Source organism: Pseudomonas neustonica, assembly GCF_003797945.1.
In the GTDB taxonomy this organism is placed as follows: domain Bacteria; phylum Pseudomonadota; class Gammaproteobacteria; order Pseudomonadales; family Pseudomonadaceae; genus Halopseudomonas; species Halopseudomonas neustonica.
Window position 1 is genome coordinate 1 of the sequence record NZ_RKKU01000017.1, and the last position, 22406, is coordinate 22406.

Sequence of the window (22406 nt, forward strand, 5' to 3'; positions counted from 1 at the left end):
ATTACATTGAGATGTTTTATAACCCAAGGCGCCGGCACGGCACGAGTGGTGACCTGTCACCGGTCGAGTACGAAAAGCGTCATTACCAGAGTCTGGCGAGTGTCTAGAATACTGGGGGCGATTCAGACAGCCGCCAGCAATTCAAGGAAAACGTCACCAATGCCGATGCCCTTGCGGCCGAGATAGTTGCCTTCAGCAACACCGCAGGCGGGAAGATTTTCATTGGTGTGCGGAACGATGGCTCGGTGCTTGGCTTGTCCGGCACGGACATCGACCGGCTGAATCAACTCGTCTCGAACAGCGCATCACAAAACGTGCGTCCTGCCGTGAACCCGCTCACCGAAAATGTGCCGCACCCGAATGGCACCGTGATGATGCTCACGATTGCCGAAGGCGTCAGTAAGCCCTATATGGACAAGAACGGTGCCATCTGGGTGAAGAACGGCTCGGACAAGCGCCGCGCCACCTCGCGTGAGGAAATTCAGCGTCTATTCCAGCAAGCGGGTCTGGTTCACGCCGACGAAACGCCTGTGGCGGGTTTGAGCGTGGGTGATGTGGACATCCCCTATTTCGAGGCCTTCTTTGAACAGCAGTTCGGCGAGCGGCTGGCACAGCCAGCCGCTACCACAGTTGCTGACCAACATGAACCTGATGAGCCAGGAGCAGTTGAATGTCGCGGGCAGTCTGCTGTTTGCCAAAGCGCCGCAGTACTCACTGCCTGCCTTCATCGTCAAGGCGGTGGCTTTTGTCAGCAATGAGATCGAAGACCAACGCTACGTCGACAGCCGTGACATCACCGGCAAGCTGGCCGATGTGTTTCAGCAAACGCTGGGCTTCGTTGTCGCCAACACCCGCGCAGTGCAGGGGGATCAGGGGTTCAATTCCCAGGGCCAATCGGAGATTCCGCGTATCGTCTGGGAAGAGCTGGTCGCCAACGCACTCATTCACCGCGACTACTTCGTTAGCGCTCCGGTGCGTGTGTTGGTCTTTGCCGATCGAGTCGAGATCATCAGCCCCGGCCATTTGCCCAACAACCTGACCATCGAAAACATTAAGGCGGGCAACTCCAATATGCGCAACCCCATCCTGGCATCGTTTGCAGCTAAGCTCCTGCCGTATCGCGGTCTGGGAAGCGGCTTGCTGCGCGCGTTACGTGAGTGGCCTGAGATTGAGTTAATTGATGATCGGGGCGGAAACCTTTTCAAGGCAATCGTAGCGCGCCCTCTTTTGCTGGAGGAAGCCAGATAAAATTGACCGATTGATTATGTAAACGGGGTAAACCTTCAGCAATAGGTTCTACATTTAATTTCGTTCGTCAGGGGCAAAGTGTAAACAAAATAGCCGAAAAACCGCCCATGGATTACATTTTAACGGTGAAATCAAGCCCCAGCTTTCGACACCTGCGATATCACTGCAATCCTAGCCGTTTACACTTCAGTCTTGTGTATAGAAGGAGACTACTTCACGCATGCCCTACCCCTTACGCTCATTCAATACGTGCTGTACGCCAAGATTAGCCAGCTCGTCGGCAATTTCGTTTTCGCGGTGACCGGTATGTCCACGCACCCAACGCCACTCAACCTGATGCTGACTGACCAGTTCATCCAGCTGCTGCCAAAGATCAGCATTCTTTACCGGCTGCTTGCTGGCTGTCTTCCAGCCGCGTTTTTTCCAGTTGGGCATCCACTCACAGATCCCCTTCATTACATACTGCGAGTCGGTAGTAATTACTACCTCTGCGGAACGCTTGAGCGCCTCCAGACCGCGAATAGCTGCGAGCAACTCCATGCGGTTATTGGTCGTATTCAACTCTCCGCCATAAAGGCTTTTTTCGTTCTCACCAAGGCGCAGTAACGCACCCCAGCCGCCTGGCCCCGGATTGCCCTTGCAGGCCCCGTCAGTAAAAATCTCAATGGGTTGAGTCATTGCCTATCTCGTTTATGCGTGCGCCGAGTACCCGCTGCCATAGGTGGTAGCGTCAGCGTTGGAAAAGCCCTGCTGCGCTGACGTTGCGGCAGCGCCCCGAACATCTGCCGGCGCGCCAGCAGACAGTAAAAACCGCCGCCGGGCAGGAGCCGCTGCTGTCCCAACTGTTCGAAAAAGGTGAGACGCTGCAGCCAGGCCGGCGACATGAGCGGCGGACGATAGCACCCATCAAGACGTTTCTCCACCGCAAACCCCAGCAGTTCAAGCCAATCAATCAGCCGACCCGGGCGCACAAACCCGGCCTGCCCTAGCCAGCTCTGGCCCAGGTAGTGCGGTGCCGCCCAAGTGCTCAGCGGATTAAAGCCAAAAACAACCAGATGACCTCCAGCCCGAACCGCCTGACTGGCCTCACGCAACAACAGTCGCGGAGACAGGCTGAAGTCCAAGCCATGGTGCAACACCACTGCATCCAACGATTGCGGAGAAAACGGCCAGCGCGTCTCTTCAACGGCCAGGGTGCCCTCACGGGCCTCCATATCCAGATGCCAATGATGCCGCATCACTGCCTCTTCAGGATCCAGCATCCCGGGCGCCAGTCCGTACTGAACCAGATGCTGGCCAAAGCATTGAGGCAGCAACTCCTGCTGCGCTGCCCTCTCCGCGGCAAGCAGCATTTGGCCCGGCGCGGAAGCCAGCCACTCACGCGCCTCGTGCAACAGGCGGAGTAAATCGGCCTGTCCGTTGGAGTGCGAGGATTGCTGACGAGCCATGAAATCTCCAGATAGGGGTTGGCGCAGGCGCAGAGTTGGTTAAGATGAATCTACAGATTAAAGAATAGGCTTTCCATGTCCACTTTTATCGCGCTACCTGCATTCAATGATAACTACATCTGGTTAATACTGGCTGACGACGGCGAGCGTGTTGCCGTGGTTGATCCCGGTGACGCCAAGCCTGTCATCAACTGGTTAGGCAAGCATCCCGAGTACAGCCTCAGCGATATTCTCATTACCCATCACCACCCCGATCATGTCGGCGGCGTTGCCGCGCTCAAGGCCGGGACAGGTTGCAAGGTGTGGGGCCCCGCCGCCGAAAACATTCCGGCACGCGACCGTGCGCTTGAGCAGGGTGACACGCTAAAGCTCTTTGGCCTTGAGCTACAGGTTATTGCCGTACCCGGCCATACCCTTGGGCATATCGCCTATTATTGCGAAAACCACGGCGAGCCTTGGCTACTCAGTGGCGATACCCTGTTCGCTGGCGGCTGCGGCCGACTGTTTGAGGGCACGCCCGCACAAATGCATGCGTCACTCAGCACTCTCGCTGCGCTACCAGCAGCGACTCGCATCTATTGCGCTCACGAGTACACCCAAGCCAATCTGCAGTTCGCGCACGCGGTCGAGCCAGACAACAAGGACATTAAAGTGCGGCTGGAGGTGGTGCAGGATTTGCGCGCGGCAGGACGCATGACACTGCCCAGCGAGATGGCTCTTGAGCTCCTTACCAACCCCTTTTTACGGGCTGACAACCCATCGGTAGTGAGCGCTGCCAGCAATCATACAGGCAAGCCTCTGGCGCCCGGCGTAGAGACCTTCGCGGCAGTTCGCGCCTGGAAGGACAGCTTTTAAATCGAGCACGTCTTGACCGTAACCGGATGACTCAATAAAATCTCCACCATTTTGTGGGGTCTAAAATGAGCTATCCGGTAGTTGCCATCTTGCCCAAAGCACTGGTATTCGGAACTTTAGCAGGTGTCTTAGCACTTTCAGGTTGTCAGACTACGGAACGCTCCGATTATCGATTCTTGGGGCAGTCTGAACAGCAGAAGGCGCAAGAAGCGCAAAAACGCCAACAGCTGATTCGCCCCACCAGCCCCGTGGTCAGTGTAGAGCCGCAGACGCCGGCCACGCTCTGGGGCCGAATCCGTTCTGGATTCATGTTAGACCCCGCCCTGATCGACAACCCGCGCATAGACCAGCAACGCCTCGTATTCGCCAGCCAAAGCCGCTACTTCGAACTCGCCACCCCCCGCGCTCAACGCTACATCTACTACGTTGTGCAGCAGCTTGAAGCGCGTGACATGCCACAGGAACTAGCCCTACTACCCTTCATCGAGAGCGCCTACAACCCCAAGGCGCTATCCAGCGCACAAGCTGCGGGCCTCTGGCAATTCATCCCGTCTACCGGCCGCAACTTCTCTCTCAGGCAGGACTGGTGGTATGACGGGCGCCGTGATGTTACCGCTTCAACCCAAGCTGCACTCGATTACCTCAGTCTCCTGCATAACTACTTCGACGGCGACTGGCTGTTGGCGCTAGCCGCCTACAACTGCGGTGAAGGTTGCGTGGGACGCGCGGTCAAACGCAATGAATCATTAGGCCTGCCGACCGATTACTGGAATCTGCAACTACCGCGCGAAACCATGAACTACGTCCCCAAGCTGCTGGCTCTGGCACAAATCATTGACAGCCCCACCAGCTACGGAACCCATTTGCCAGAGCTGGCAAATGAGCCTTACTTTGCCGAGGTAACTGTCGATCAGCAGATTGACCTGTATAAAGTTGCCGAACTGGCGGACATACCGACTGAAGAACTACTCAAACTCAACCCCGCATTCAACCAACGTGTGACCGCACCGCAGGGCGAATACCAGCTACTAATCCCCATTGACCAGGCCGAGCAGTTCACCGAGGCGCTAGCCCAGCTGCCCAACGACGAACGACTCAATTATCAAGCTTATAAGGTGCGCAGTGGCGACACCCTGTCCCAGATCGCACACCGCTATCAATTGACCGTCGGCGTTATTCGCGAAACCAATGACATAAACGGCACCCTGCTGCATATCGGCCAAGTGCTGATGCTACCGCAGCTCAGCGACGGCCCGGTCGAATTACCCACGCCGGCCCAGGCATTAGCCAGCAATTCGGCCCTCAGTTACCGTATCAAGCCTGGTGACAGCCTGTGGAGCATTGCTCGGGCGCACGGCACGACGGTTAACTACATCAAGCGCTATAACGAGCTGAGCGACAATGTCCTTAGCGTCGGTTCAACACTGATGCTGCCGGGTGGCAGCAACAGCAGCAATTCAGATAACCGCAGCGTCACCTATACAGTGCAGTCAGGTGACTCGCTTTCCACTATTGCTGCTCGCTTCAATGTAAAGATCGAAAAGATCCGCAGCTGGAACAAACTGGATCGCTATCTGCAACCGGGGCAGCAACTCACCCTGTTCGTGCCCTGATTGCGACGCAGCCCCTTCCGTCTAACCTGCGGGAATGTTAGCTTTGGCAGCAATTGGCGACGTGCGGCCGGTCGGGTCACCTTAAAAGGTCAGATCCACTGCGCCGCGCGGACGTTCTCTGGCTATATTCCGCGTAGGTATTCATGTCGCTGCTGTTCCGTCCTTACACCATCACCGTATTCCTGCTCTGCTGGCTGATATCGCTGACTGCAGGCGCGGCGGTGCACACGCAGCATGGCTACGCCCTCTATGGCTTGCCCAAGTACCCGGAAAATTTTCAACACCTCGATTACGTCAACCCCGACGCGCCCAAGGGTGGCACCTTAAGGGTTATGGGCTCTGGTACCTTTGATACCCTCAACCCCTACACCCTCAAAGGCACCAGTCCGATCAATACCGGGGATTTTGCCCAGTTTGGTATAAGCGAACTGAACGAGCCACTCATGGCCGGCAGCGGCATTTACGACCCCTCCGGAGATGAGCCCTACTCCGCTTACGGACTGATTGCCGAAACCCTGGAATTTGCCGATAACCGCAGCTGGGTCGTGTTTAACCTGCGCCCGCAAGCGCGCTTTCACGACGGCACACCCATTACTGCCGAGGACGTCGCGTTCTCCTATCGCTTACTCAAGGAGAACGGACACCCCAACTACCGCTCCATGCTGCAGGATGTAGAGCGGGTCGACATTCTGGGTGAGCGGCGTATTCGTTTCGTTTTCTCACGCCCCAATAACAGTCTGCTGATCCTGCGATTAGGCGAACTACCCGTATTGCCTGAGCATTACTGGAAAGATCGAGAGTTTACTGAGACCACCTTCCAGCCCGGACTCAACAGCGGGCCATACCGCATCACCCGGGTCGATCCGGGACGCAGCGTGGTGTACGAGCGCGTAAAGGACTATTGGGGCGCAGACCTGCCGATCAACCGCGGCAAATACAACGTCGACCGCATGGAAGTCGAGTTCTATCGCGATAACAGCGTAGCCTTCGAAGCTTTCAAGGCCGGCGAATTCGACTTGTATATTGACCACAAGGCCAGCAACTGGGCTAACGCTTACGACTTTCCGGCAATCGCTGACGGCGACGTAGTAAAGCGCGCCATTTCACATGAAATCCCCAGCTCTACCCAGGCGCTGTTCTTTAATACTCGCCGACGCCCCTTCGATAGCCTCGCGCTGCGCAAGGCCATGGGCATGCTGTTTGATTTCGAATGGTCTAACCGAGTGCTCTTTTATGGGGCATATGAGCGGTCGTTGAGCTACTACCCGAACAGTCCGTTCAGCGCTACCGGCCTCCCGGCGGGCCAGGAATTTCTGTACCTGTCACCGCACCGCGAAGAACTACCGCCGGAACTCTTTCTACAGCCCTTCAGTCTACCCGTGACAGATGGGCGCGGTATTCCGCGTGAAACCCTGCGTGAAGCCGTTGACCTCTTTGATCAGGCTGGCTGGACACTGCGTAACGGCCGCCTGGAAAATGAAGACGGCAAGCCACTGGTGTTCGAGGTACTGCTGGTTAACTCGAGTCTGGAACGCATCCTGCAGCCCTATCGAGCCAACTTGGCGCGACTGGGTATAGACATGCACATTCGGACCGTGGATCGCGCCCAGTACAAGGCGCGCCTGGACCAGTTTGACTACGACATGATTCTTGCCACCTTGCCGCAGGGGTTATCACCGGGACTTGAGCAATTCGGTTATTTTCACTCCAGCCAACGCAACGTCAAAGGCAGTCGCAATTACGCCGGGGTGAATAATCAGGTAGTCGATGACCTAATTGATAAATTAAGCGGCGCGACCAGCCGCAGCCAGCAGGTGGCTGCAACGCGCGCTTTGGACAGGGTACTGCTGTGGAATCACTATACAATTCCGAACTGGTATATAAACTACCATCGCATCGCCTATCGCACCTGGCTGCAGACCCCGAATATACCGCCCTACTCGCTGGTCATCCGCAGCTGGTGGGAAGAGCCTGCAACACACTAGAACAATAAGGTCTCTGAATGCATCTTTTGCTGAAATCTGCCTGTCTGGCTCTGCTCACCTGCTGCACCGCCGTCGCTACCGCCAGTCAGCCACTGCCACAGCACGCCTTGACCCTCTACGATGAAGCGCCCAAGTACCCGGTCGACTTTCAACACTTTGACTACGCCAACCCGGACGCCCCCAAGGGAGGAACCTTACGGCTGGCTGGCTTCGGTGGTTTTGACTCACTCAACCCCTACATCAGCCGCGGCACCTCAGCCGACAACCTTAACCTGATTTACGACACTCTTACCTTCCATGCCCTTGACGAGCCCTTCACCGAGTACGGGCTTATCGCCGGGAGTATGGAGAAGGCACAAGACGGCACTTGGGTGCGCTTTCACCTGCGCCCCGAAGCCCGTTTCCATGACGGGGAAGCCATCACCGCCGAGGACGTCGTCTTTACCTTCAATACCTTGGTAGAACAGGGTGCGCCCTTTTACCGCGCCTACTATGGTGATGTTCAGGAAGTGGTTGCCGACGATCCGCACACCGTGACCTTTCACTTTCATCACGGTAATAACCGCGAGCTGCCGCTGGTGCTTGGACAACTACCGGTCCTTCCCAAGCATTACTGGGAAGGACGTGATTTCACCAAAGGCTCACTGGATATACCCTTGGGTAGCGGCCCCTACGAGATTGACGATGTCCGCCCCGGTCGCAGCATCAGCTTCAAGCGCGATCCTGACTACTGGGCCGCGGATCTTCCGGTTCAGCGCGGCTTCAACAACTTTGACCGTGTGGTGGTCGATTACTACCGCGACGGCGGTGTGACGCTGGAAGCCTTCAAGGCCGGACAGTTCGATTTCAACCAGGAAATGGCAGCAAAAAACTGGGCCATAGGCTACGACAGCCCGGCATTGCGCGAAGGTCGCATCATTAAAGAAGAGCTCCCCAACAACAACACCCAAGGCATGCAGGGCTTTGTCTTCAACCTGCGCAAACCTTACTTCCAGGATGTACGCGTGCGTGAGGCGATCAGCCTGCTGTTCGACTTTGAATGGGCCAATGCCAAACTATTTCACGGTGCCTACACCCGAACGGCCAGTTATTTCGACAATTCGGAGCTGGCTGCTCAAGGTGAGCCCGATGCCGCTGAACTTGAGCTACTAACGCCATTGCGCGACCAACTTCCAGCTGCGGCCTTTGGGCCTGCGTATATCCCGCCAACAACTGACGGCAGTGGCAATCTGCGCGAGCAAAGACGAAAAGCCTATGCGCTGCTGCAGGAGGCCGGCTGGCAGATCGTTGACGATCAGTTGGTCAATCCTGAAGGCGAGCCGCTGAGCTTCGAGTTTTTGCTGGTTCAAGCCGAATTTGAACGCGTCTTGCTACCCTTCAAACGCAACCTCGCGTCGCTGGGTATCGAGATGACACTGCGCCGGGTTGACGTCTCGCAGTACATCAATCGTTTGCGCTCGCGCGACTTCGACATGGTGGTTAGCGGCTTTGGCCAATCCAACTCACCAGGTAATGAACAGCGTGAATACTGGCACTCCAGCAGCGCAGATAATCCCGGCAGCCGCAATTTAATGGGGCTGAAAGATCCAGCCGTCGACGCGCTGGTTGATGGTCTGGTGCAAGCCGACACGCGCGAGTCACTGGTTACCCATACGCGCGCACTGGACCGCGCGTTACGCGCGCAACACCTGCTCGTACCCAACTGGTACACCAAGGTCTATCGCGTCGCTTACTGGGACAAATTTGCCCACCCGCAAACGTCGCCAAAATACGGTATCGGGCTGTTCACCTGGTGGGTCGATCCAGATAAAGCAGACACGCCCATGCAAAGCGATGACGTGCCCGCCGTCACCACGCCTGTCAGCGAGGCAGACTAAGCATGCTGGCTTATATCGTTCGCCGCCTGCTACTGATCATCCCTACGCTGTTCGGTATTCTGCTGATCAACTTTCTGATCATTCAAGCCGCACCGGGCGGCCCGGTTGAGCAAATGATTGCCAATCTGGAAGGCTTTGAAGGCAGCGCCACCAGCCGCGTATCCGGAGGCGGTGGCGAAGTCGCCAGCGGCGGCAACTATCGCGGGGCCCAGGGGCTGGACCCGGACATCATCAAAGAAATCGAGAAGATGTACGGTTTCGACAAACCGGCCCACGAGCGCTTCTGGCTGATGATCAAGGGCTACCTGCAGTTTGACTTTGGCGATAGCTTCTTCCGTGACGCCAAAGTGACTGACCTCATACTCGAGAAGATGCCGGTCTCCATCTCCCTCGGGCTATGGACTACGCTGATCACCTACCTCATTTCCATTCCTCTGGGTATCCGCAAGGCCATCAGGCATGGCTCGGCCTTTGATATCTGGACCAGCTCGCTGATCATTGTGGGCTACGCCATCCCGGGCTTTCTGCTCGCCATACTGCTGATCGTGGTATTTGCCGGCGGCAGTTATCTCGACTGGTTTCCACTGCGCGGCCTGACCTCCAACAACTTCGATCAGATGAGTACCTGGGAGCAGATTGGTGACTACTTCTGGCATTTGGTACTTCCCATCTTCGCCATGGTGGTTGGCAGCTTCGCGACCCTGACCATGCTGACCAAAAACTGCTTCCTGGATGAGATCGGCAAACAATATGTGACTACCGCGCGAGCCAAGGGGCTATCCGAAAGCCGCGTGCTCTACGGCCATGTGTTTCGTAACGCCATGCTGCTGATTATCGCCGGCTTTCCATCAGCGTTGATCAGCATCTTTTTTACCGGCTCGCTGCTGATCGAGGTTATTTTCTCTCTGGACGGGCTCGGCTTGCTGGGCTTCGAAGCCGCGATCAATCGAGACTATCCGGTGATGTTCGGCACCCTCTTTATCTTTACGCTGCTGGGTCTGGTGGTAAAGCTGATCGGCGACATTACCTACACCCTGGTTGATCCACGGATCGACTTCGACAGCCGGGAGGGTTGAACATGAGCCTGATCAAGCTGTCACCGCTTAATCAACGCCGCTTTGCCCGTTTTCGCGCCAACAAGCGCGGCTGGTGGTCGCTGCACCTGTTCATGCTGTTATTTGTACTCAGCCTGGGCGCAGAACTGATCGCCAACGACAAACCACTGGCCGTTGGTTTTCAGGGCGAGCTGTTCTTCCCGGTATTTAAACGCTACCCAGAGACGGACTTCGGTGGTGAGTTCCCCATCGAGGCCGACTACCGCAGCCCCTACATTCAGCAACTGATTGAAGGCGATGGCGACGGCTGGATGCTCTGGCCACCCATCCCCTATCACTATGGCACCATCAATTACGATCTGGATGTGCCGGCGCCCGCGCCACCTTCGGCGGACAATTGGCTGGGAACCGATGATCAGGCCCGCGATGTCATGTCACGGGTGATTTACGGCTTCCGCATCTCAGTACTGTTTGCTCTTACGCTCACCATCTTCAGTTCCATAATTGGCGTGATCGCGGGGGCGATTCAGGGCTTTTACGGCGGACGCGTGGATCTGATCGGGCAACGCTTTATCGAGGTCTGGTCCGGCCTCCCCGTCCTTTACCTACTGATCATTCTGGCCAGCTTCGTGCAACCGAACTTCTGGTGGCTGCTGGGCATCATGCTACTGTTTTCCTGGATGTCGCTGGTCGACGTAGTACGCGCCGAGTTCTTGCGCGGTCGCAACCTCGAGTATGTCAGGGCAGCCCGTGCGCTGGGGGCAAGCAACGGGGTGATCATGTTCCGACATATTCTGCCCAACGCCATGGTCGCCACCCTGACCTTCTTCCCGTTTATCCTTACCGGCGGCGTCATCACCCTGACCTCTCTGGACTTTCTTGGCTTCGGTCTGCCGCCGGGCTCACCTTCGCTGGGCGAGCTGATTGCACAAGGCAAGGACAACCTCCAGGCTCCCTGGCTAGGCATTACGGCTTTCGTTGTGTTGTCTCTCATGCTGAGCTTGCTGGTGTTTATCGGCGAGGCGCTGCGCGATGCCTTCGACCCAAGGAAATGAGATGACCAATACGCCCCTGATCAGCATCCGCAACCTGAGCGTGGCCTTTAATCAAGGCGACAGTCAGGTGACGGCAGTCCACGACGTCAGCTTTGATATTCAGCCGGGCCAGACCCTGGCATTAGTCGGCGAGAGCGGCTCCGGCAAATCTGTCACGGCGCACTCGATCCTGCGCCTGCTGCCCTACCCTGTCGCCCATCATCCTTGCGGTGAGATCTATTACGACGGCGAGGACCTGCTAAAGGCAAGCGAGAAAAAACTGCGCAAGGTGCGTGGCAATCGCATCTCCATGATTTTTCAGGAGCCCATGAGTTCGCTTAACCCGCTACACACGGTCGAGCGACAAATCAACGAGGTGTTGGCTCTGCACAAGGGGCTGAACAAGAAGGATGCCCGCGCTCGCACGTTGGAGCTGCTGACGCTGGTCGGCATTCCCGATCCCGAAAAGCGTCTTGCCTCCTACCCCCACGAGCTATCGGGCGGACAACGCCAGCGAGTGATGATTGCCATGGCGCTGGCCAACGAGCCAGAGCTGTTGATCGCCGATGAGCCCACTACCGCACTGGATGTAACAGTGCAGCTGAAGATCCTGGATTTACTCAAAGAGCTGCAGCAAAAGCTTGGTATGGCGCTACTGCTGATCAGCCATGATCTCAACCTGGTACGCAAGATTGCCCATCGCGTATGTGTCATGTATCAGGGTCGCGTCGTCGAAGAGAATGATTGCACCACTCTTTTTAGTGACCCGCGCCATGAGTATACCCAGCAATTGCTGGCGGCGGACCCCAGCGGCGAGCCGGTGCCGGTGGACGCAGGCGCTAAAGAAATCTTGCGCGTCGAGCATCTCAAGGTATGGTTTCCTATTAAAAAGGGAGTACTCAAGCGTACCGTTGATCACGTCAAGGCGGTGACCGACATCAGCTTCAGCCTGCAGCAGGGCCAGACCCTCGGCATCGTTGGTGAGAGCGGTTCGGGCAAGACAACGCTGGGCATGGCACTACTGCGGTTGATCGATAGCGAAGGCCTTATTGAATGTAATGGCAATCGGCTGGACAATCTCAGTCAGAATGATGTGCGGCCACTAAGACGCGAGTTTCAGGTGGTTTTTCAAGACCCCTTTGGCAGTCTGAGCCCGCGTATGTCGATTAGCCAGATCATTAGCGAAGGACTGGAGATTCATCGTATAGGCACGGCTGCCGAGCGTGAGCAGATGGTGATTCAGGCGTTGCAGGAAGTCGGTCTCAACCCCGATACCCGGCACCGCTACCCGCACGAGTTTTCCGGTGGCCAACGCCAGCGGGTATCCATCGCGCGGGCACTGGTACTCAAACCCAAGCTGATTCTGCTCGATGAGCCGACATCCGCATTGGACCGTACCGTGCAGGGACAAGTAGTAGAACTGCTGCGCGATCTGCAGCAGAAGTATAATTTGAGTTATTTGTTTATCAGCCACGATCTGGCGGTAGTAAAGGTCCTCAGTCATCAGCTGATGGTCATTCGTCAGGGACAGGTAGTCGAACAGGGACCGGCAGGCGATATCTTTGCTTCACCTCAGCATGACTATACTCGTCAGTTGCTGGATGCGGCTTTTGCCATACCCAACACCCTTAACAAGGCCACGACGGCCCAGTAACAAAACAGGAAAGCACTATGGGATTTCTCAGCGGAAAGCGCGTACTCATCGTTGGCGTTGCCAGCAAACTCTCCATTGCCTCAGGGATTGCCGCGGCGATGCACCGCGAGGGCGCCGAACTGGCGTTCACCTATCAGAACGAAAAACTGAAGGCACGGGTTGAAGAATTCGCCGCCGGCTGGGGCTCAGGTCCTGAGCTGTGCTTCCCGTGCGATGTTGCCGATGATGCCGAGATCGATCAGGTATTCGTCGAACTGGGCAAGAAGTGGGATGGACTGGACTGCATCGTCCACTCGGTCGGCTTTGCTCCCGGTGATCAGTTGGACGGCAACTTTGCTGAAGTCACTACTCGTGAAGGCTTCCGTATCGCCCACGACATCAGTGCCTACAGCTTTGTCGCACTGGCCAAGGCCGGTCGCGAAATGATGAAAGGCCGCAACGGTAGCCTTTTGACCCTGTCCTATCTTGGCGCCGAGCGCACCATGCCCAACTACAACGTCATGGGTATGGCCAAGGCGAGCCTGGAAGCTGGCGTACGTTATCTGGCCACCAGCCTGGGTCCGGAAGGCACCCGCGTCAACGCAATCTCGGCTGGCCCGATTCGCACTCTGGCGGCCTCTGGCATCAAGAGTTTCCGCAAGATGCTGTCGCACAACGCGGCACAAACCCCGCTGCGCCGCAACGTCACCATCAACGAAGTCGGCAACGTCGGCGCCTTCCTTTGCTCCGACCTGGCATCCGGTATGTCCGGTGAGATCACCTACGTCGACGGTGGCTTCAACATCACCGCGATGGGTAATCTGGAAGAGTAAATCTGCCATAAAAAAACCGGGCTTATGCCCGGTTTTTTTATGCTCGAAAATCAATCTTCCGAGATGGCTCCAATCTTGTGAATGGCGAGGTCGGCGCCCTGAAACTCGTCCTCCTCGCTTAGACGTATGCCAACGATGGCTTTAATCACGCCATACACCAGCAAGCCACCCGACAGCGCCACTACCACGCCAGCCAGGCTGCCGAGCAGCTGTGAGATAAAGCTGACGCCGCCTAAACCACCCAGACTCTGCAGGCCAAAAATACCGGCAGCCAACCCACCCCAAACACCGCACAACCCGTGCAGCGGCCAGACGCCGAGTACATCATCGATCTTCAAACGGTTCTGCGTGAGGATGAAGGTCCAGACGAACAAACCGCCAGCAACTACGCCAGTCGCCAGCGCGCCTAGCGGGTGCATCAGGTCAGAACCAGCACATACTGCCACCAGCCCCGCCAGCGGACCGTTATGAATAAAGCCAGGGTCCGCGCGACCAACCAGTAACGCAGCCAGGGTGCCCCCCACCATCGCCATCAACGAGTTGACCGCAACCAGCCCGCTGATACCCTCCAGCGTCTGCGCCGACATCACATTGAAGCCGAACCAGCCAATCGAAAGAATCCAGGCACCGAGCGCCAGGAAGGGTATATTGGATGGCGGCATGGCAACCACATGCCCTGCACGGTAGCGCCCGCGTCGTGCGCCCAGCATCAACACGGCGCCCAGCGCCAGCCAGCCGCCGACGGCATGCACTACCACAGAGCCGGCAAAGTCATGAAATGGCGCACCAAAGCTGACTTCCAGCCACGCCTGAAAACCATAATTGCCGTTCCATACGATACCTTCGAAGAAGGGGTAAATCAGACCCACAATCAACAGCGAGGCGCACAACTGCGGAGCAAACTTGGCGCGCTCGGCAATGCCGCCGGAGATAATAGCCGGGATGGCTGCAGCAAAGGTCATCAGAAAGAAGAACTTGACCAGCGCATAGCCATTATTCTCGGACAGGGTCGCTGCATCGGCAAAGAAATTGGCGCCGTAGGCAATCCAGTAACCAACGAAGAAATATGCCAGGCAAGAAATGGCAAAATCACTGATGATTTTAGATAGCGCGTTGACCTGGTTCTTTTGGCGGACAGTACCGACCTCCAGAAAAGCGAAACCCGCGTGCATTGCCAGCACCATGATAGCGCCCATCAGAATAAACAGGGTGTTGGCGCCGTGAACCAGAGTTTCCACAGCGCTGTTCAGGTTTTCCATTCAGACAGCCTCTTTATGAACAGACAGTTCGCACCAATCTTGTGCAATCAAGCCGCTTTGGTTCCATTGTGGTGCCTTACTCCCAATGAAATAAAACTGTCTTGATTTGCATACAAACTGATAGCGGTTAATTTTATTTTTTATTATCAATAAGTTATTTTTAAAATTGCGTAACACAAGCCAGCTAAAAGCACCGAATTAGGGCGCCAAGCAGGTGTGAAATCACCTTTAAAGTGCAAGACACATACCAAAATCCTGCGTTATTGCACCGATGTAGCCCCGGACTATCCAAAACCCGATTAGGTTGATGCCGAACGCAGCCACAATGCGGGCTCAACCAGCCTTGGCTATAATCTTGCATACCGCTACCCGCCCATTCCGACCCGGAGAATAATGTGTTTAATGGTCAGCCACTGCCTTACTTCCAACCTCTGATCGATACCGCAACAGGCCGTATCGCAGGGTACGAAGCGCTTGCCCGCCTACGTGACGACGAAGGCAACATCACCAGCGCCGGCCCGCTATTTACCGATCCGGAGGTAAACCCCGCTGATCTGCTGGAATTAGACCGCTGTATACGTCGCATGGCACTCGAACGTTTCCGCGACAACCCGGACGGGTTTATCAGCTTGAACATATCGCCATCCTGGGTAAGCCAGTTAAAACCCGGGCAGCCGCTACCCAGCCTGCAGTTGCTGGAGGAAATAGGCTTGCCACCTGACCAAGTGGTATTCGAGATTACCGAATTACAGGGCAGTATTGATCAGCTACGTGATGTGGTTCAGCGCTACCGCCAAGCAGGTATTCGAATTGCCATCGACGACTTTGGCGCTGGCTACTCCATGCTTGACCGTGTTCTGGCGCTGGAGCCAGACATCCTCAAACTCGATATCCAGCTATTTCGCAAAGCCGCCAGCGGCAATGGCAACAGCGGCGATTTCGTTAGAGCCCTGGCATTGATGGCGGAGAAAAGCGGCTGCTGGATTATCGCAGAAGGTGTTGAGACCGAGCAGGAGCTGCACTTCGCACTCGAGTGCGGCGCTCGCTACGTACAGGGTTATCTGTTCGGCAGGCCTGAAGAGAATTTCTTGCCAGCCGAAGCGGTAAAACAGAAGTTTTCAGACATGCGCGATCACTATGTGCTGGATAAGTTGGCCGAGCGGGAGAAGCTCGCCAGCCTGCGCAAATCATTGGCCGAGCTGTTTGCAGACTTGCGCTTATGGCTCAGCAAGGGCGGCCAACCTGCCCACCTGCCCGCTCCAGAATCCTACCCATGGCTGCTGCGCTGCTTCCTCTGTGATGCCCATGGCACGCAGATTTCACCCAACTATGAGTGGAAAGGTGACGCCTGGCACACCGATCCGCGCTACTTGGATCACAACTGGTCCTGGCGGCCATACTTCTACCAGATTCTGGCAGAAGGCGGCGAAGACAGCAGAGTCATACTGTCCAACAGGTATCGCGATGCCACTACCAATCAGTACTGCCTGACCTCAGGACTATTCATTGATGACAGCCGTCACTTGTTGCTGGTCGACATAGATACGTCTTTTCTTTAACGCCCAGCCGCTGCGCATCTAGGTGCGTAGCGGCAACCATACCTCAACCAGCAGACCACCGAGCGTCGCTTCAGACAACTGCAGACTGCCTGCATAGGCACTCACCAGATCGGTGACAATACCGAGCCCAAGCCCGTGACCAGGCACCTGCCGATCAAGGCGGGTACCACGATTCAAGACCTCTTCACGCTCGCGAGGTGCGATACCCGGCCCGTCATCCGCTATTTGCAGATACAAACCCTCAGAGTTCAATTTCCAGCCAACCTGGACCTGCCCCTTTGACCACTTGCAGGCATTGTCGATCAGATTGCCCAACAGCTCCTGCATATCTTCACGGTCGTAGGGCCAACTCAGTTCACCAACCCCATCAACGCTGATATCCATCTCGTTATAGAGCGACTTGAAGGTGGCAATCAGGGCGTGCATATCGCGCTCTGCCTGAAAACGCTCTGCACGTTGCTGCTCGGGCGCCAGGCGTGCGCGCTGGAGGGTTCTCTCCAACTGGCTGTGAATGATATCAAGCTGCTCGCGCAGGGGCGTCACGTGCTCGGGCGCCAAGGTGCTGGTCAGATTATCCAGGCGACTCTCGAGCACCGCCAAAGGCGTTTTCAACGCGTGCCCCAAGTCACCAGCACTACTGCGCCCTCGCTCCAGAACCCGTTCTACCTGTCTACCCAAGTGATTGATTTCCACTACCAGCGGATGTAACTCCAGCGGCACAGTTTCACTCAGTTGCATGCGCGCACCCGTGCGCCACTCGGATAACTCAGCCTGCGCTCGACGCAGAGGACCCAAGGCACGCTGCAATAGCCATTGCTGCAACAGCAGAGCCACCACAATCACAGCTGCTCCCAGCCCCCAGAGCCACCAGCGCGCGCGCTGAAAAGTCGCGAGCAGCGGCTGATAATCCAGCGCCACCGTCACCCTCAATTGTTCGCCATGACTACTGTACTGCTGAGACCAAACCAGTAGCTGCTGGCCTTTGGGTCCAGGTACCAGGCCGGTAGACTGAGCGTCGCTGTCGCTGGGTACTGGCAGGCGTTGATCCCAGAGTGAGCGTGAGCGCCAGCGCTCCCGACCCTGAACGATAAAATAGCGACCGGAGTAAACTCGACGGTAATCCGGGTCAACCTTACTCAGGTCAAGATACAGCCCGTCAACACCAGGCGTCATGGCCGCCAGCAGACTATCTGTCTCACTTTGCAATAACGTCAGCAGATAGGCGCGTTGTGCCCGGTCGTACAACCAGACACTGCCCTGACCAAGCAACACTATGCTGAACAGCATGATTAGCAAAAGGCCGACGCCAAGACGGCGCCCGATGGAGATCACGGCGCCAGCCCTACCAACACATAGCCCTGGCCACGCCGCGTTTCTATCGCAGCGCGCCCCAGCTTGCTGCGCAAATGATTAATCTGTACTTCAATAACGTTGGAGTCGCGCTCGTCTTCATAATCGTACAGATGCTCGGCCAAGCGTGCTTTGGACAGTACCTGGCCAGCATTGAGCATCATGTAGCGGAGTAGTTTGAACTCGGTGGCAGATAGACCGGTCGACGCCAGACCCGCACCGCTAACCTGCTGCGTTGCTTCATCCAGGGCCAAGCCGCCGACATTGAGCGTTGCGCTCGGCTCGCGACCATGCGCGCGACGCAACAGCGCCTGGATACGCAACAGCAACTCTTCATTATGAAAGGGTTTGGTCAGATAATCGTCAGCACCAGCCTGCAGGCCAGCCACGCGCTCAGTCCAGCGACTGCGTGCAGTCAACATCAATACGGGCGTCGCCTGTCCCGCATTTCGCCAACGTCGCACCACCTCAAGCCCATCCATACCAGGCAAGCCGAGATCAACGATCGCCAGGTCATAGGGTTCCTGCTCCCCCAGAATCAGGGCATCGCGCCCATCCGTGCGCCAGTCCACCGCATAACCGGCACGCTTAAGGGTCAGGGTCAGGGAGTCCGCCAGTGCTACGTTATCTTCGACCAGCAGTATCCGCATCAATCATCCTCTTCTACCTCAAGCAGTTCGCCACTCAGCGCATCATACTCAAGTTCCATTACCACCCGCTCACGGGTGATCACTTCAATTTCATAAACATAGCGGCCATCGTCGGCCTCCAGTTCGGCACTCAGAAAGCGTCCGGGGTAGCGCAGCAGCGCATCATCAATAAACTGCTGGAGCGGAGCTATTCGCCCCTGCTCCACCAGTTCCAGCACCTCGTCCTGACCGATATCGTCAGCCTGAATAGCGGCACTGCACAGCAAAAGGCCCAGCACAACACGGCTAGACCTTAGCAGCGTATTATTAATTGTCCTGCTTGTGTTCAAGTACTTCACCATTGCTGGCGTCCATATCAACATCCCATTCCTGCCCCTGGCCATCCAGAATTTCTACCTGGTAAACATAACGACCGTAGACCTTTTCGAGATCGGTGTCAGTAATAGTGCCGGGCTGAACGCTCAGTGCCTTTTGGTTAAGTTCTTCAAAGTTCATGATGGTACCCTGCTCGATCAAGGTGTTAGCCTCGTCCAGGCGGACGTCATCATCTGCCAGCAGCGCACCGCTGCCCAAACTCAAAAATGCTGCGCAGGTAAGTGCAATTGCCTTGTTCATAAATAGTACCTCTGTCGTCTTAGGGTGTAAGCACAGACTATAGTCAGCAGCTGAAACCAACCTTAAAATAACTCGCTTTCGCTTTTCGGACTGTAAAGGAACCGCCGAGACATGCCCGCCATTCATGTTGCCGCCCCTGCATTGACGCTACGCGCAGGCCATCGTGCTATCGAGCACATCCGCCATAACGGCCTGCAGCCGCAGGATGTGCACATGATTCCCGGTGCAGCCGGCGGCCCCAAGGCGCTGGGTATTCAAGGCCTGGACCTGGCCCTGTTTGGCGAGTGGCTACCTCGCGCGCCGCAACCGCGCAGCCTGATCGGCGCCTCTATTGGCAGTTGGCGCTTTGCCAGTGCCTGCATGCCAGATCCGGTCACCACCCTGCGTCAACTGGGTGAACTCTACACCAACATGCGTTTCCCCAAAGGGGTGAGTATTCAGCGTATCAGTGCTGCCTGTGGCGAGATGCTGGACGAGCTGCTGGGCGGAGAGTTCGACACTATCCTGACCAATCCTAACTACTACCTCAACATCGTAGTAGTAAAAAGCCTGGGCCTGCTACAGCATGATTCACGCACCCGTCTGGGGCTTGGCCTAAGCGGTGTCATTGGTGCCAACCTGCTGGGACGCAGGCACCTGGGGCGTTTTTTTGAGCGGGTAATACTACACGATCCCCGCCAGCGACCGGCACTGGATGACCTGCATGATTTCAAGAGCAGTCACGTCAACCTTACGCCCGCCAACTTGCGTGCAGCCCTGCTCGCCTCCGGCTCCATCCCCATGGTGATGGAAGCGGTACGCGATATTCCTGGCACAACAGCCGGGGTATATCGAGATGGTGGCCTGCTCGACTATCATCTTGACCTGCCCTATACGGCTCCTGGCGTGGTGCTTTATCCGCACTTTCTGGACCGCGTAGTACCCGGCTGGTTTGACAAAAGTCTGCCGTGGCGTAAAGCCAACCCGCAACAGATGCGTGACGTTCTGCTGGTTGCTCCGTCGCGCGAGTATCTCGACAGTCTGCCCTACCGCAAGCTCCCCGACCGTAAGGATTTCAACCGCTTTGTCTATGATAACGACGGCCGCGAAAAGTATTGGCGCACAGCCATGAGTGAAAGCCAACGACTGGGTGACGAGTTTCTGCGCCTGGTCGAAAGCGATGATCTGATCAGCCGCGTGCAGCCCCTGTGATAGAGACGCCAGCGTATTCACGCTGCCCACTCTGCCAGGCGGCAGCAGCCTGGTTTTACAATGACGTCAAGCGGCCCTACTTCCAGTGTAACGACTGCCTGATGGTCCATGTTCCCACCCAGTGGCACCTTGATCCTGCCGCCGAGCGCGCCGAATATGACAGACATGAAAACCACCCGAACGATGCCGGCTATCGGCAGTTTCTATCACGCCTTGCAACGCCTTTGCTGGAGCGCCTAAGGCCCGGCAGCAACGGGCTGGATTTTGGCTGTGGCCCTGGCCCCGCCTTGGCGGCCATGCTGCGTGAGCACGGCCATGAGGTTAGCCTGCACGACCTGTACTACCACCCCAACCCGCAGGCGCTGAGCCAACGCTGGGACTTCATCACCGCGACTGAAGTAGTCGAACACCTGTCCCAACCCTTGTTGGTCCTGGATCAATTGTGGACCTGCCTGAAGCCTAATGGCTGGCTCGGCATCATGACCAAAAGGGTCAAGAACCAGGAAGCCTTCAAGCATTGGCACTATAAAAGCGATCCCACCCATATCAGTTATTTCAGCGAACAGAGCTTCACCTGGCTAGCACAGCGCTGGGACGCCAGGCTAGAGATCCTTGGCAACGACGTGGTCTTGCTGCAGAAGACAGGAGCCCACCTGCATAAACAATAATGCAGGCTTCATTTCCCTTCTCCCTTTGCTATCTCGCCGTATTATCGAGCGGCTATTGCCCTTGCGCAGATCGCACAAGGCCCTGTATCGAGCGCATGTAACCCAAGGCTATTAGTGCTGTATCCATAACCATGATAAAAGCGCTCAGAAAAACCAGAAGCAAAGCCCCTTGGCAGCGCCTTGTCGCTTGATTCGCTTGCTTGGCGGGCGCACAGCTACAGAGTAGGCGGCAGGCAAATAACGGCAGCAATAGCGCCATTCAGTCTCGATGATGTCTATTACCTGATTGACTGACAGCATTCCCATAGGTCGATAAGCAGTAATCCGCTTACCAATAACGGCGCAGATACGCTCGCACAGCCAGCCATCATCAAACCCGGCCCATTCACCCGCCACATCGCGCAGGTTGTCGCACAGCGCAGGAAACACCTCAAGCCAGAGCACCTCCAGCACCCCTTCTGGCGAGAGCCCGGAGCTTATTACCTGTCGTGCGATATATCGGTGGGTATCAGCGGAAATCTCTGTGTCCAGAAACAAAAAGGACAGCGCAGACCATAACGGAAGTCGTTCTTGCGTATTCACCCGAACACACTGCGCGCGCTAGCCAGACCGCTGCTGAAAAGCGCAGCGCTCATAACAGAAAGCCCGAGTTACGTATGTTTTCGCTGAACAGACCGCCGACAAACCAGAGACTGGTAAAAAACCACATCACGACAGCAAACAGACGAATGCCTTCTGCGCTCCACGCAGGCGCGAGAAAGTGAATAAAGAACCAGGATTTCCAGCCCTCAACCCACTGAGCGCCGCCCCAGCTGATTATCCACTTCCAGAGCAGCGAAGTGATGACATAAAGCAAAGTCCATTCCAGCAGCGTCATGTGTTTTTTCTTACTATGTGTAAGCCCGACAACGAATAGCTTGACGTAATTAAGACGCGGATTGAGCCGGGTAGAGAGAAGAAGAGGGGGTGAAGCCGTCCTGGTGGACCAATTCAGTTGCTGCTGAGTACCCGGCGCGCGCCCTTGAAGGTACGCTGCCAAAAGCTGGACCCAAGCTCATCCACCCGCACCACACCACCGGTGCTGGGCGCATGCAGGAAACGCCCTTCGCCAATGTAGATACCGGCGTGATTGACTCGTCCGCCGTTCATGGCAAAAAGCAGCAGATCACCGGGCACCAATGCGCTTTCGCTGGGCTTGTCGGTCTGCATCGAGGTAAGGCCTGCGGTGGTGCGGGGCAAGGTAACCCCAGCCGCTTCGCGGTAAACATACTGAATCAGACCACTGCAGTCGAACCCCGTATCCGGCGAAGTGCCGCCCCAGCGGTAGGGGGTACCAATAAGGCTGAATGCCTGGAAGACAACATCATTACCCAAAGCATCGGCGGTGTTGGAACGAACAGCGGGGACAGAGGGGACGGGGGTGCGTACGTTGGATTTAGCGGTAACGTCTAACGGCGCTCTTGGCGCACTGCTACAGCCTGCCAGCAGAGCTATGACGAGTAACATCAATAGAGCACTAAACCGCATCCGCAT

The 22406-nt window shown here is 56.4% G+C and carries 23 protein-coding genes; 13 read left to right on the forward strand and 10 right to left on the reverse strand.

All coding sequences use genetic code 11. The annotated features are described in order from the left end of the window. Window positions 1–182: 182 nt before the first annotated feature. Complete coding sequence (locus tag EF096_RS21075) at window positions 183–758, forward strand: ATP-binding protein (RefSeq protein ID WP_235869740.1); 576 nt, start codon at window positions 183–185, stop codon at window positions 756–758. Then, the gene (locus EF096_RS21080) at window positions 652–1248 is read left to right on the forward strand and encodes an ATP-binding protein (protein WP_235869736.1); all 597 of its coding nucleotides are present in this window, start codon (window positions 652–654) and stop codon (window positions 1246–1248) included. Before EF096_RS21075 ends, EF096_RS21080 begins: the two co-directional genes overlap by 107 nt. A gap of 225 nt (window positions 1249–1473) precedes the next feature. On the opposite strand, the gene rnhA is transcribed toward EF096_RS21080, so the two are convergent. Both rnhA and EF096_RS13135 read right to left on the reverse strand, forming a co-directional pair. After that, window positions 1474–1926 carry a ribonuclease HI gene (gene rnhA, locus EF096_RS13130; protein WP_123890170.1) on the reverse strand — a complete coding sequence of 151 codons (453 nt, stop codon included), beginning with the start codon at window positions 1924–1926 and terminating at the stop codon, window positions 1474–1476. Continuing rightward, window positions 1923–2696: a class I SAM-dependent methyltransferase gene (locus EF096_RS13135; RefSeq protein ID WP_123890171.1), complete on the reverse strand. Its 774-nt coding sequence runs from the start codon at window positions 2694–2696 to the stop codon at window positions 1923–1925. Before EF096_RS13135 ends, rnhA begins: the two co-directional genes overlap by 4 nt. 75 nt (window positions 2697–2771) lie before the next feature. Between EF096_RS13135 and gloB the strand changes: the two genes are divergently transcribed. From gloB to fabI, 8 genes are all read left to right on the forward strand, one after another. After that, window positions 2772–3551 carry a hydroxyacylglutathione hydrolase gene (gene gloB, locus EF096_RS13140; protein WP_123890172.1) on the forward strand — a complete coding sequence of 260 codons (780 nt, stop codon included), beginning with the start codon at window positions 2772–2774 and terminating at the stop codon, window positions 3549–3551. Window positions 3552–3616: 65 nt separating this feature from the next. Further along, window positions 3617–5164 carry a lytic transglycosylase gene (locus tag EF096_RS13145; protein WP_235869737.1) on the forward strand — a complete coding sequence of 516 codons (1548 nt, stop codon included), beginning with the start codon at window positions 3617–3619 and terminating at the stop codon, window positions 5162–5164. A 143-nt stretch (window positions 5165–5307) separates the two neighbouring features. After that, window positions 5308–7149, forward strand: a complete 1842-nt coding sequence (locus EF096_RS13150) for an extracellular solute-binding protein (protein WP_123890173.1) — start codon at window positions 5308–5310, stop codon at window positions 7147–7149. 17 nt (window positions 7150–7166) lie between these two features. Then, window positions 7167–9026, forward strand: coding sequence for an extracellular solute-binding protein (locus tag EF096_RS13155; protein ID WP_123890174.1), 1860 nt, complete (start codon window positions 7167–7169; stop codon window positions 9024–9026). A 2-nt stretch (window positions 9027–9028) separates the two neighbouring features. Next, window positions 9029–10102, forward strand: coding sequence for a microcin C ABC transporter permease YejB (locus EF096_RS13160; protein WP_123890175.1), 1074 nt, complete (start codon window positions 9029–9031; stop codon window positions 10100–10102). 11 nt (window positions 10103–10113) lie between these two features. Beyond that, complete coding sequence (locus EF096_RS13165) at window positions 10114–11136, forward strand: ABC transporter permease (protein ID WP_123890246.1); 1023 nt, start codon at window positions 10114–10116, stop codon at window positions 11134–11136. Window position 11137: 1 nt separating this feature from the next. After that, complete coding sequence (locus tag EF096_RS13170; RefSeq protein WP_123890176.1) at window positions 11138–12769, forward strand: ABC transporter ATP-binding protein; 1632 nt, start codon at window positions 11138–11140, stop codon at window positions 12767–12769. A gap of 17 nt (window positions 12770–12786) precedes the next feature. Beyond that, complete coding sequence (gene fabI / locus EF096_RS13175; protein ID WP_123890177.1) at window positions 12787–13581, forward strand: enoyl-ACP reductase FabI; 795 nt, start codon at window positions 12787–12789, stop codon at window positions 13579–13581. A 50-nt stretch (window positions 13582–13631) separates the two neighbouring features. Here the strand turns inward: fabI and EF096_RS13180 are convergent, their stop codons facing one another. After that, complete coding sequence (locus tag EF096_RS13180; protein ID WP_123890178.1) at window positions 13632–14840, reverse strand: ammonium transporter; 1209 nt, start codon at window positions 14838–14840, stop codon at window positions 13632–13634. 395 nt (window positions 14841–15235) lie between these two features. Between EF096_RS13180 and EF096_RS13185 the strand changes: the two genes are divergently transcribed. Beyond that, window positions 15236–16399, forward strand: a complete 1164-nt coding sequence (locus tag EF096_RS13185) for an EAL domain-containing protein (protein ID WP_123890179.1) — start codon at window positions 15236–15238, stop codon at window positions 16397–16399. 18 nt (window positions 16400–16417) lie between these two features. Here EF096_RS13185 and EF096_RS13190 read toward each other — a convergent pair whose 3' ends face one another. The 4 genes from EF096_RS13190 to EF096_RS13205 are packed head-to-tail and all read right to left on the reverse strand — an operon-like array spanning window position 16418 to window position 19014. After that, window positions 16418–17731: a sensor histidine kinase gene (locus EF096_RS13190; protein WP_123890180.1), complete on the reverse strand. Its 1314-nt coding sequence runs from the start codon at window positions 17729–17731 to the stop codon at window positions 16418–16420. Next, window positions 17728–18399, reverse strand: coding sequence for a response regulator transcription factor (locus EF096_RS13195; RefSeq protein WP_123890181.1), 672 nt, complete (start codon window positions 18397–18399; stop codon window positions 17728–17730). Before EF096_RS13195 ends, EF096_RS13190 begins: the two co-directional genes overlap by 4 nt. Beyond that, window positions 18399–18677 carry a PepSY domain-containing protein gene (locus EF096_RS13200; RefSeq protein ID WP_372237822.1) on the reverse strand — a complete coding sequence of 93 codons (279 nt, stop codon included), beginning with the start codon at window positions 18675–18677 and terminating at the stop codon, window positions 18399–18401. Before EF096_RS13200 ends, EF096_RS13195 begins: the two co-directional genes overlap by 1 nt. A 28-nt stretch (window positions 18678–18705) precedes the next feature. After that, window positions 18706–19014: a PepSY domain-containing protein gene (locus EF096_RS13205; RefSeq protein WP_123890183.1), complete on the reverse strand. Its 309-nt coding sequence runs from the start codon at window positions 19012–19014 to the stop codon at window positions 18706–18708. A gap of 111 nt (window positions 19015–19125) precedes the next feature. On the opposite strand from EF096_RS13205, the gene EF096_RS13210 reads away from it, so the two are divergent. Beyond that, a complete protein-coding gene (locus tag EF096_RS13210; protein WP_123890184.1) occupies window positions 19126–20205 on the forward strand; it encodes a patatin-like phospholipase family protein in 1080 nt (359 codons plus the stop codon). A 101-nt stretch (window positions 20206–20306) separates the two neighbouring features. Beyond that, on the forward strand, window positions 20307–20873 hold the full coding sequence (locus tag EF096_RS13215; protein WP_123890185.1) for a class I SAM-dependent methyltransferase: 567 nt from the start codon (window positions 20307–20309) through the stop codon (window positions 20871–20873). A 144-nt stretch (window positions 20874–21017) separates the two neighbouring features. On the opposite strand, the gene EF096_RS13220 is transcribed toward EF096_RS13215, so the two are convergent. The 3 genes from EF096_RS13220 to EF096_RS13230 all read right to left on the reverse strand — a co-directional run bounded on the left by EF096_RS13220 (window position 21018) and on the right by EF096_RS13230 (window position 22400). After that, window positions 21018–21455 carry a DUF7079 family protein gene (locus EF096_RS13220; RefSeq protein ID WP_123890186.1) on the reverse strand — a complete coding sequence of 146 codons (438 nt, stop codon included), beginning with the start codon at window positions 21453–21455 and terminating at the stop codon, window positions 21018–21020. 49 nt (window positions 21456–21504) lie between these two features. Beyond that, on the reverse strand, window positions 21505–21750 hold the full coding sequence (locus EF096_RS13225; RefSeq protein ID WP_123890187.1) for a hypothetical protein: 246 nt from the start codon (window positions 21748–21750) through the stop codon (window positions 21505–21507). A gap of 113 nt (window positions 21751–21863) precedes the next feature. Then, window positions 21864–22400 (reverse strand): C40 family peptidase, encoded by a 537-nt coding sequence (locus EF096_RS13230; protein WP_123890188.1) that lies wholly within the window; start codon window positions 22398–22400, stop codon window positions 21864–21866. Window positions 22401–22406 lie beyond the last annotated feature (6 nt).

Bases quoted from the DNA above. Each gene is read 5' to 3' on its own strand.
- EF096_RS13170 (WP_123890176.1), top strand. From the start codon at position 11,138: ATGACCAATACGCCCCTGATCAGCATCCGCAACCTGAGCGTGGCCTTT.
- EF096_RS13210 (WP_123890184.1), top strand. From the start codon at position 19,126: ATGCCCGCCATTCATGTTGCCGCCCCTGCATTGACGCTACGCGCAGGC.
- EF096_RS13150 (WP_123890173.1), top strand. From the start codon at position 5,308: ATGTCGCTGCTGTTCCGTCCTTACACCATCACCGTATTCCTGCTCTGC.
- EF096_RS13215 (WP_123890185.1), top strand. From the start codon at position 20,307: ATGGTCCATGTTCCCACCCAGTGGCACCTTGATCCTGCCGCCGAGCGC.
- EF096_RS13135 (WP_123890171.1), bottom strand. From the start codon at position 2,696: ATGGCTCGTCAGCAATCCTCGCACTCCAACGGACAGGCCGATTTACTC.
- gloB (WP_123890172.1), top strand. From the start codon at position 2,772: ATGTCCACTTTTATCGCGCTACCTGCATTCAATGATAACTACATCTGG.
- EF096_RS13225 (WP_123890187.1), bottom strand. From the start codon at position 21,750: ATGACGCTGCTGGAATGGACTTTGCTTTATGTCATCACTTCGCTGCTC.
- EF096_RS13205 (WP_123890183.1), bottom strand. From the start codon at position 19,014: ATGAACAAGGCAATTGCACTTACCTGCGCAGCATTTTTGAGTTTGGGC.
- EF096_RS13155 (WP_123890174.1), top strand. From the start codon at position 7,167: ATGCATCTTTTGCTGAAATCTGCCTGTCTGGCTCTGCTCACCTGCTGC.
- EF096_RS13145 (WP_235869737.1), top strand. From the start codon at position 3,617: ATGAGCTATCCGGTAGTTGCCATCTTGCCCAAAGCACTGGTATTCGGA.
- fabI (WP_123890177.1), top strand. From the start codon at position 12,787: ATGGGATTTCTCAGCGGAAAGCGCGTACTCATCGTTGGCGTTGCCAGC.
- rnhA (WP_123890170.1), bottom strand. From the start codon at position 1,926: ATGACTCAACCCATTGAGATTTTTACTGACGGGGCCTGCAAGGGCAAT.
- EF096_RS13195 (WP_123890181.1), bottom strand. From the start codon at position 18,399: ATGCGGATACTGCTGGTCGAAGATAACGTAGCACTGGCGGACTCCCTG.
- EF096_RS13160 (WP_123890175.1), top strand. From the start codon at position 9,029: ATGCTGGCTTATATCGTTCGCCGCCTGCTACTGATCATCCCTACGCTG.
- EF096_RS13180 (WP_123890178.1), bottom strand. From the start codon at position 14,840: ATGGAAAACCTGAACAGCGCTGTGGAAACTCTGGTTCACGGCGCCAAC.
- EF096_RS21080 (WP_235869736.1), top strand. From the start codon at position 652: ATGAGCCAGGAGCAGTTGAATGTCGCGGGCAGTCTGCTGTTTGCCAAA.
- EF096_RS13230 (WP_123890188.1), bottom strand. From the start codon at position 22,400: ATGCGGTTTAGTGCTCTATTGATGTTACTCGTCATAGCTCTGCTGGCA.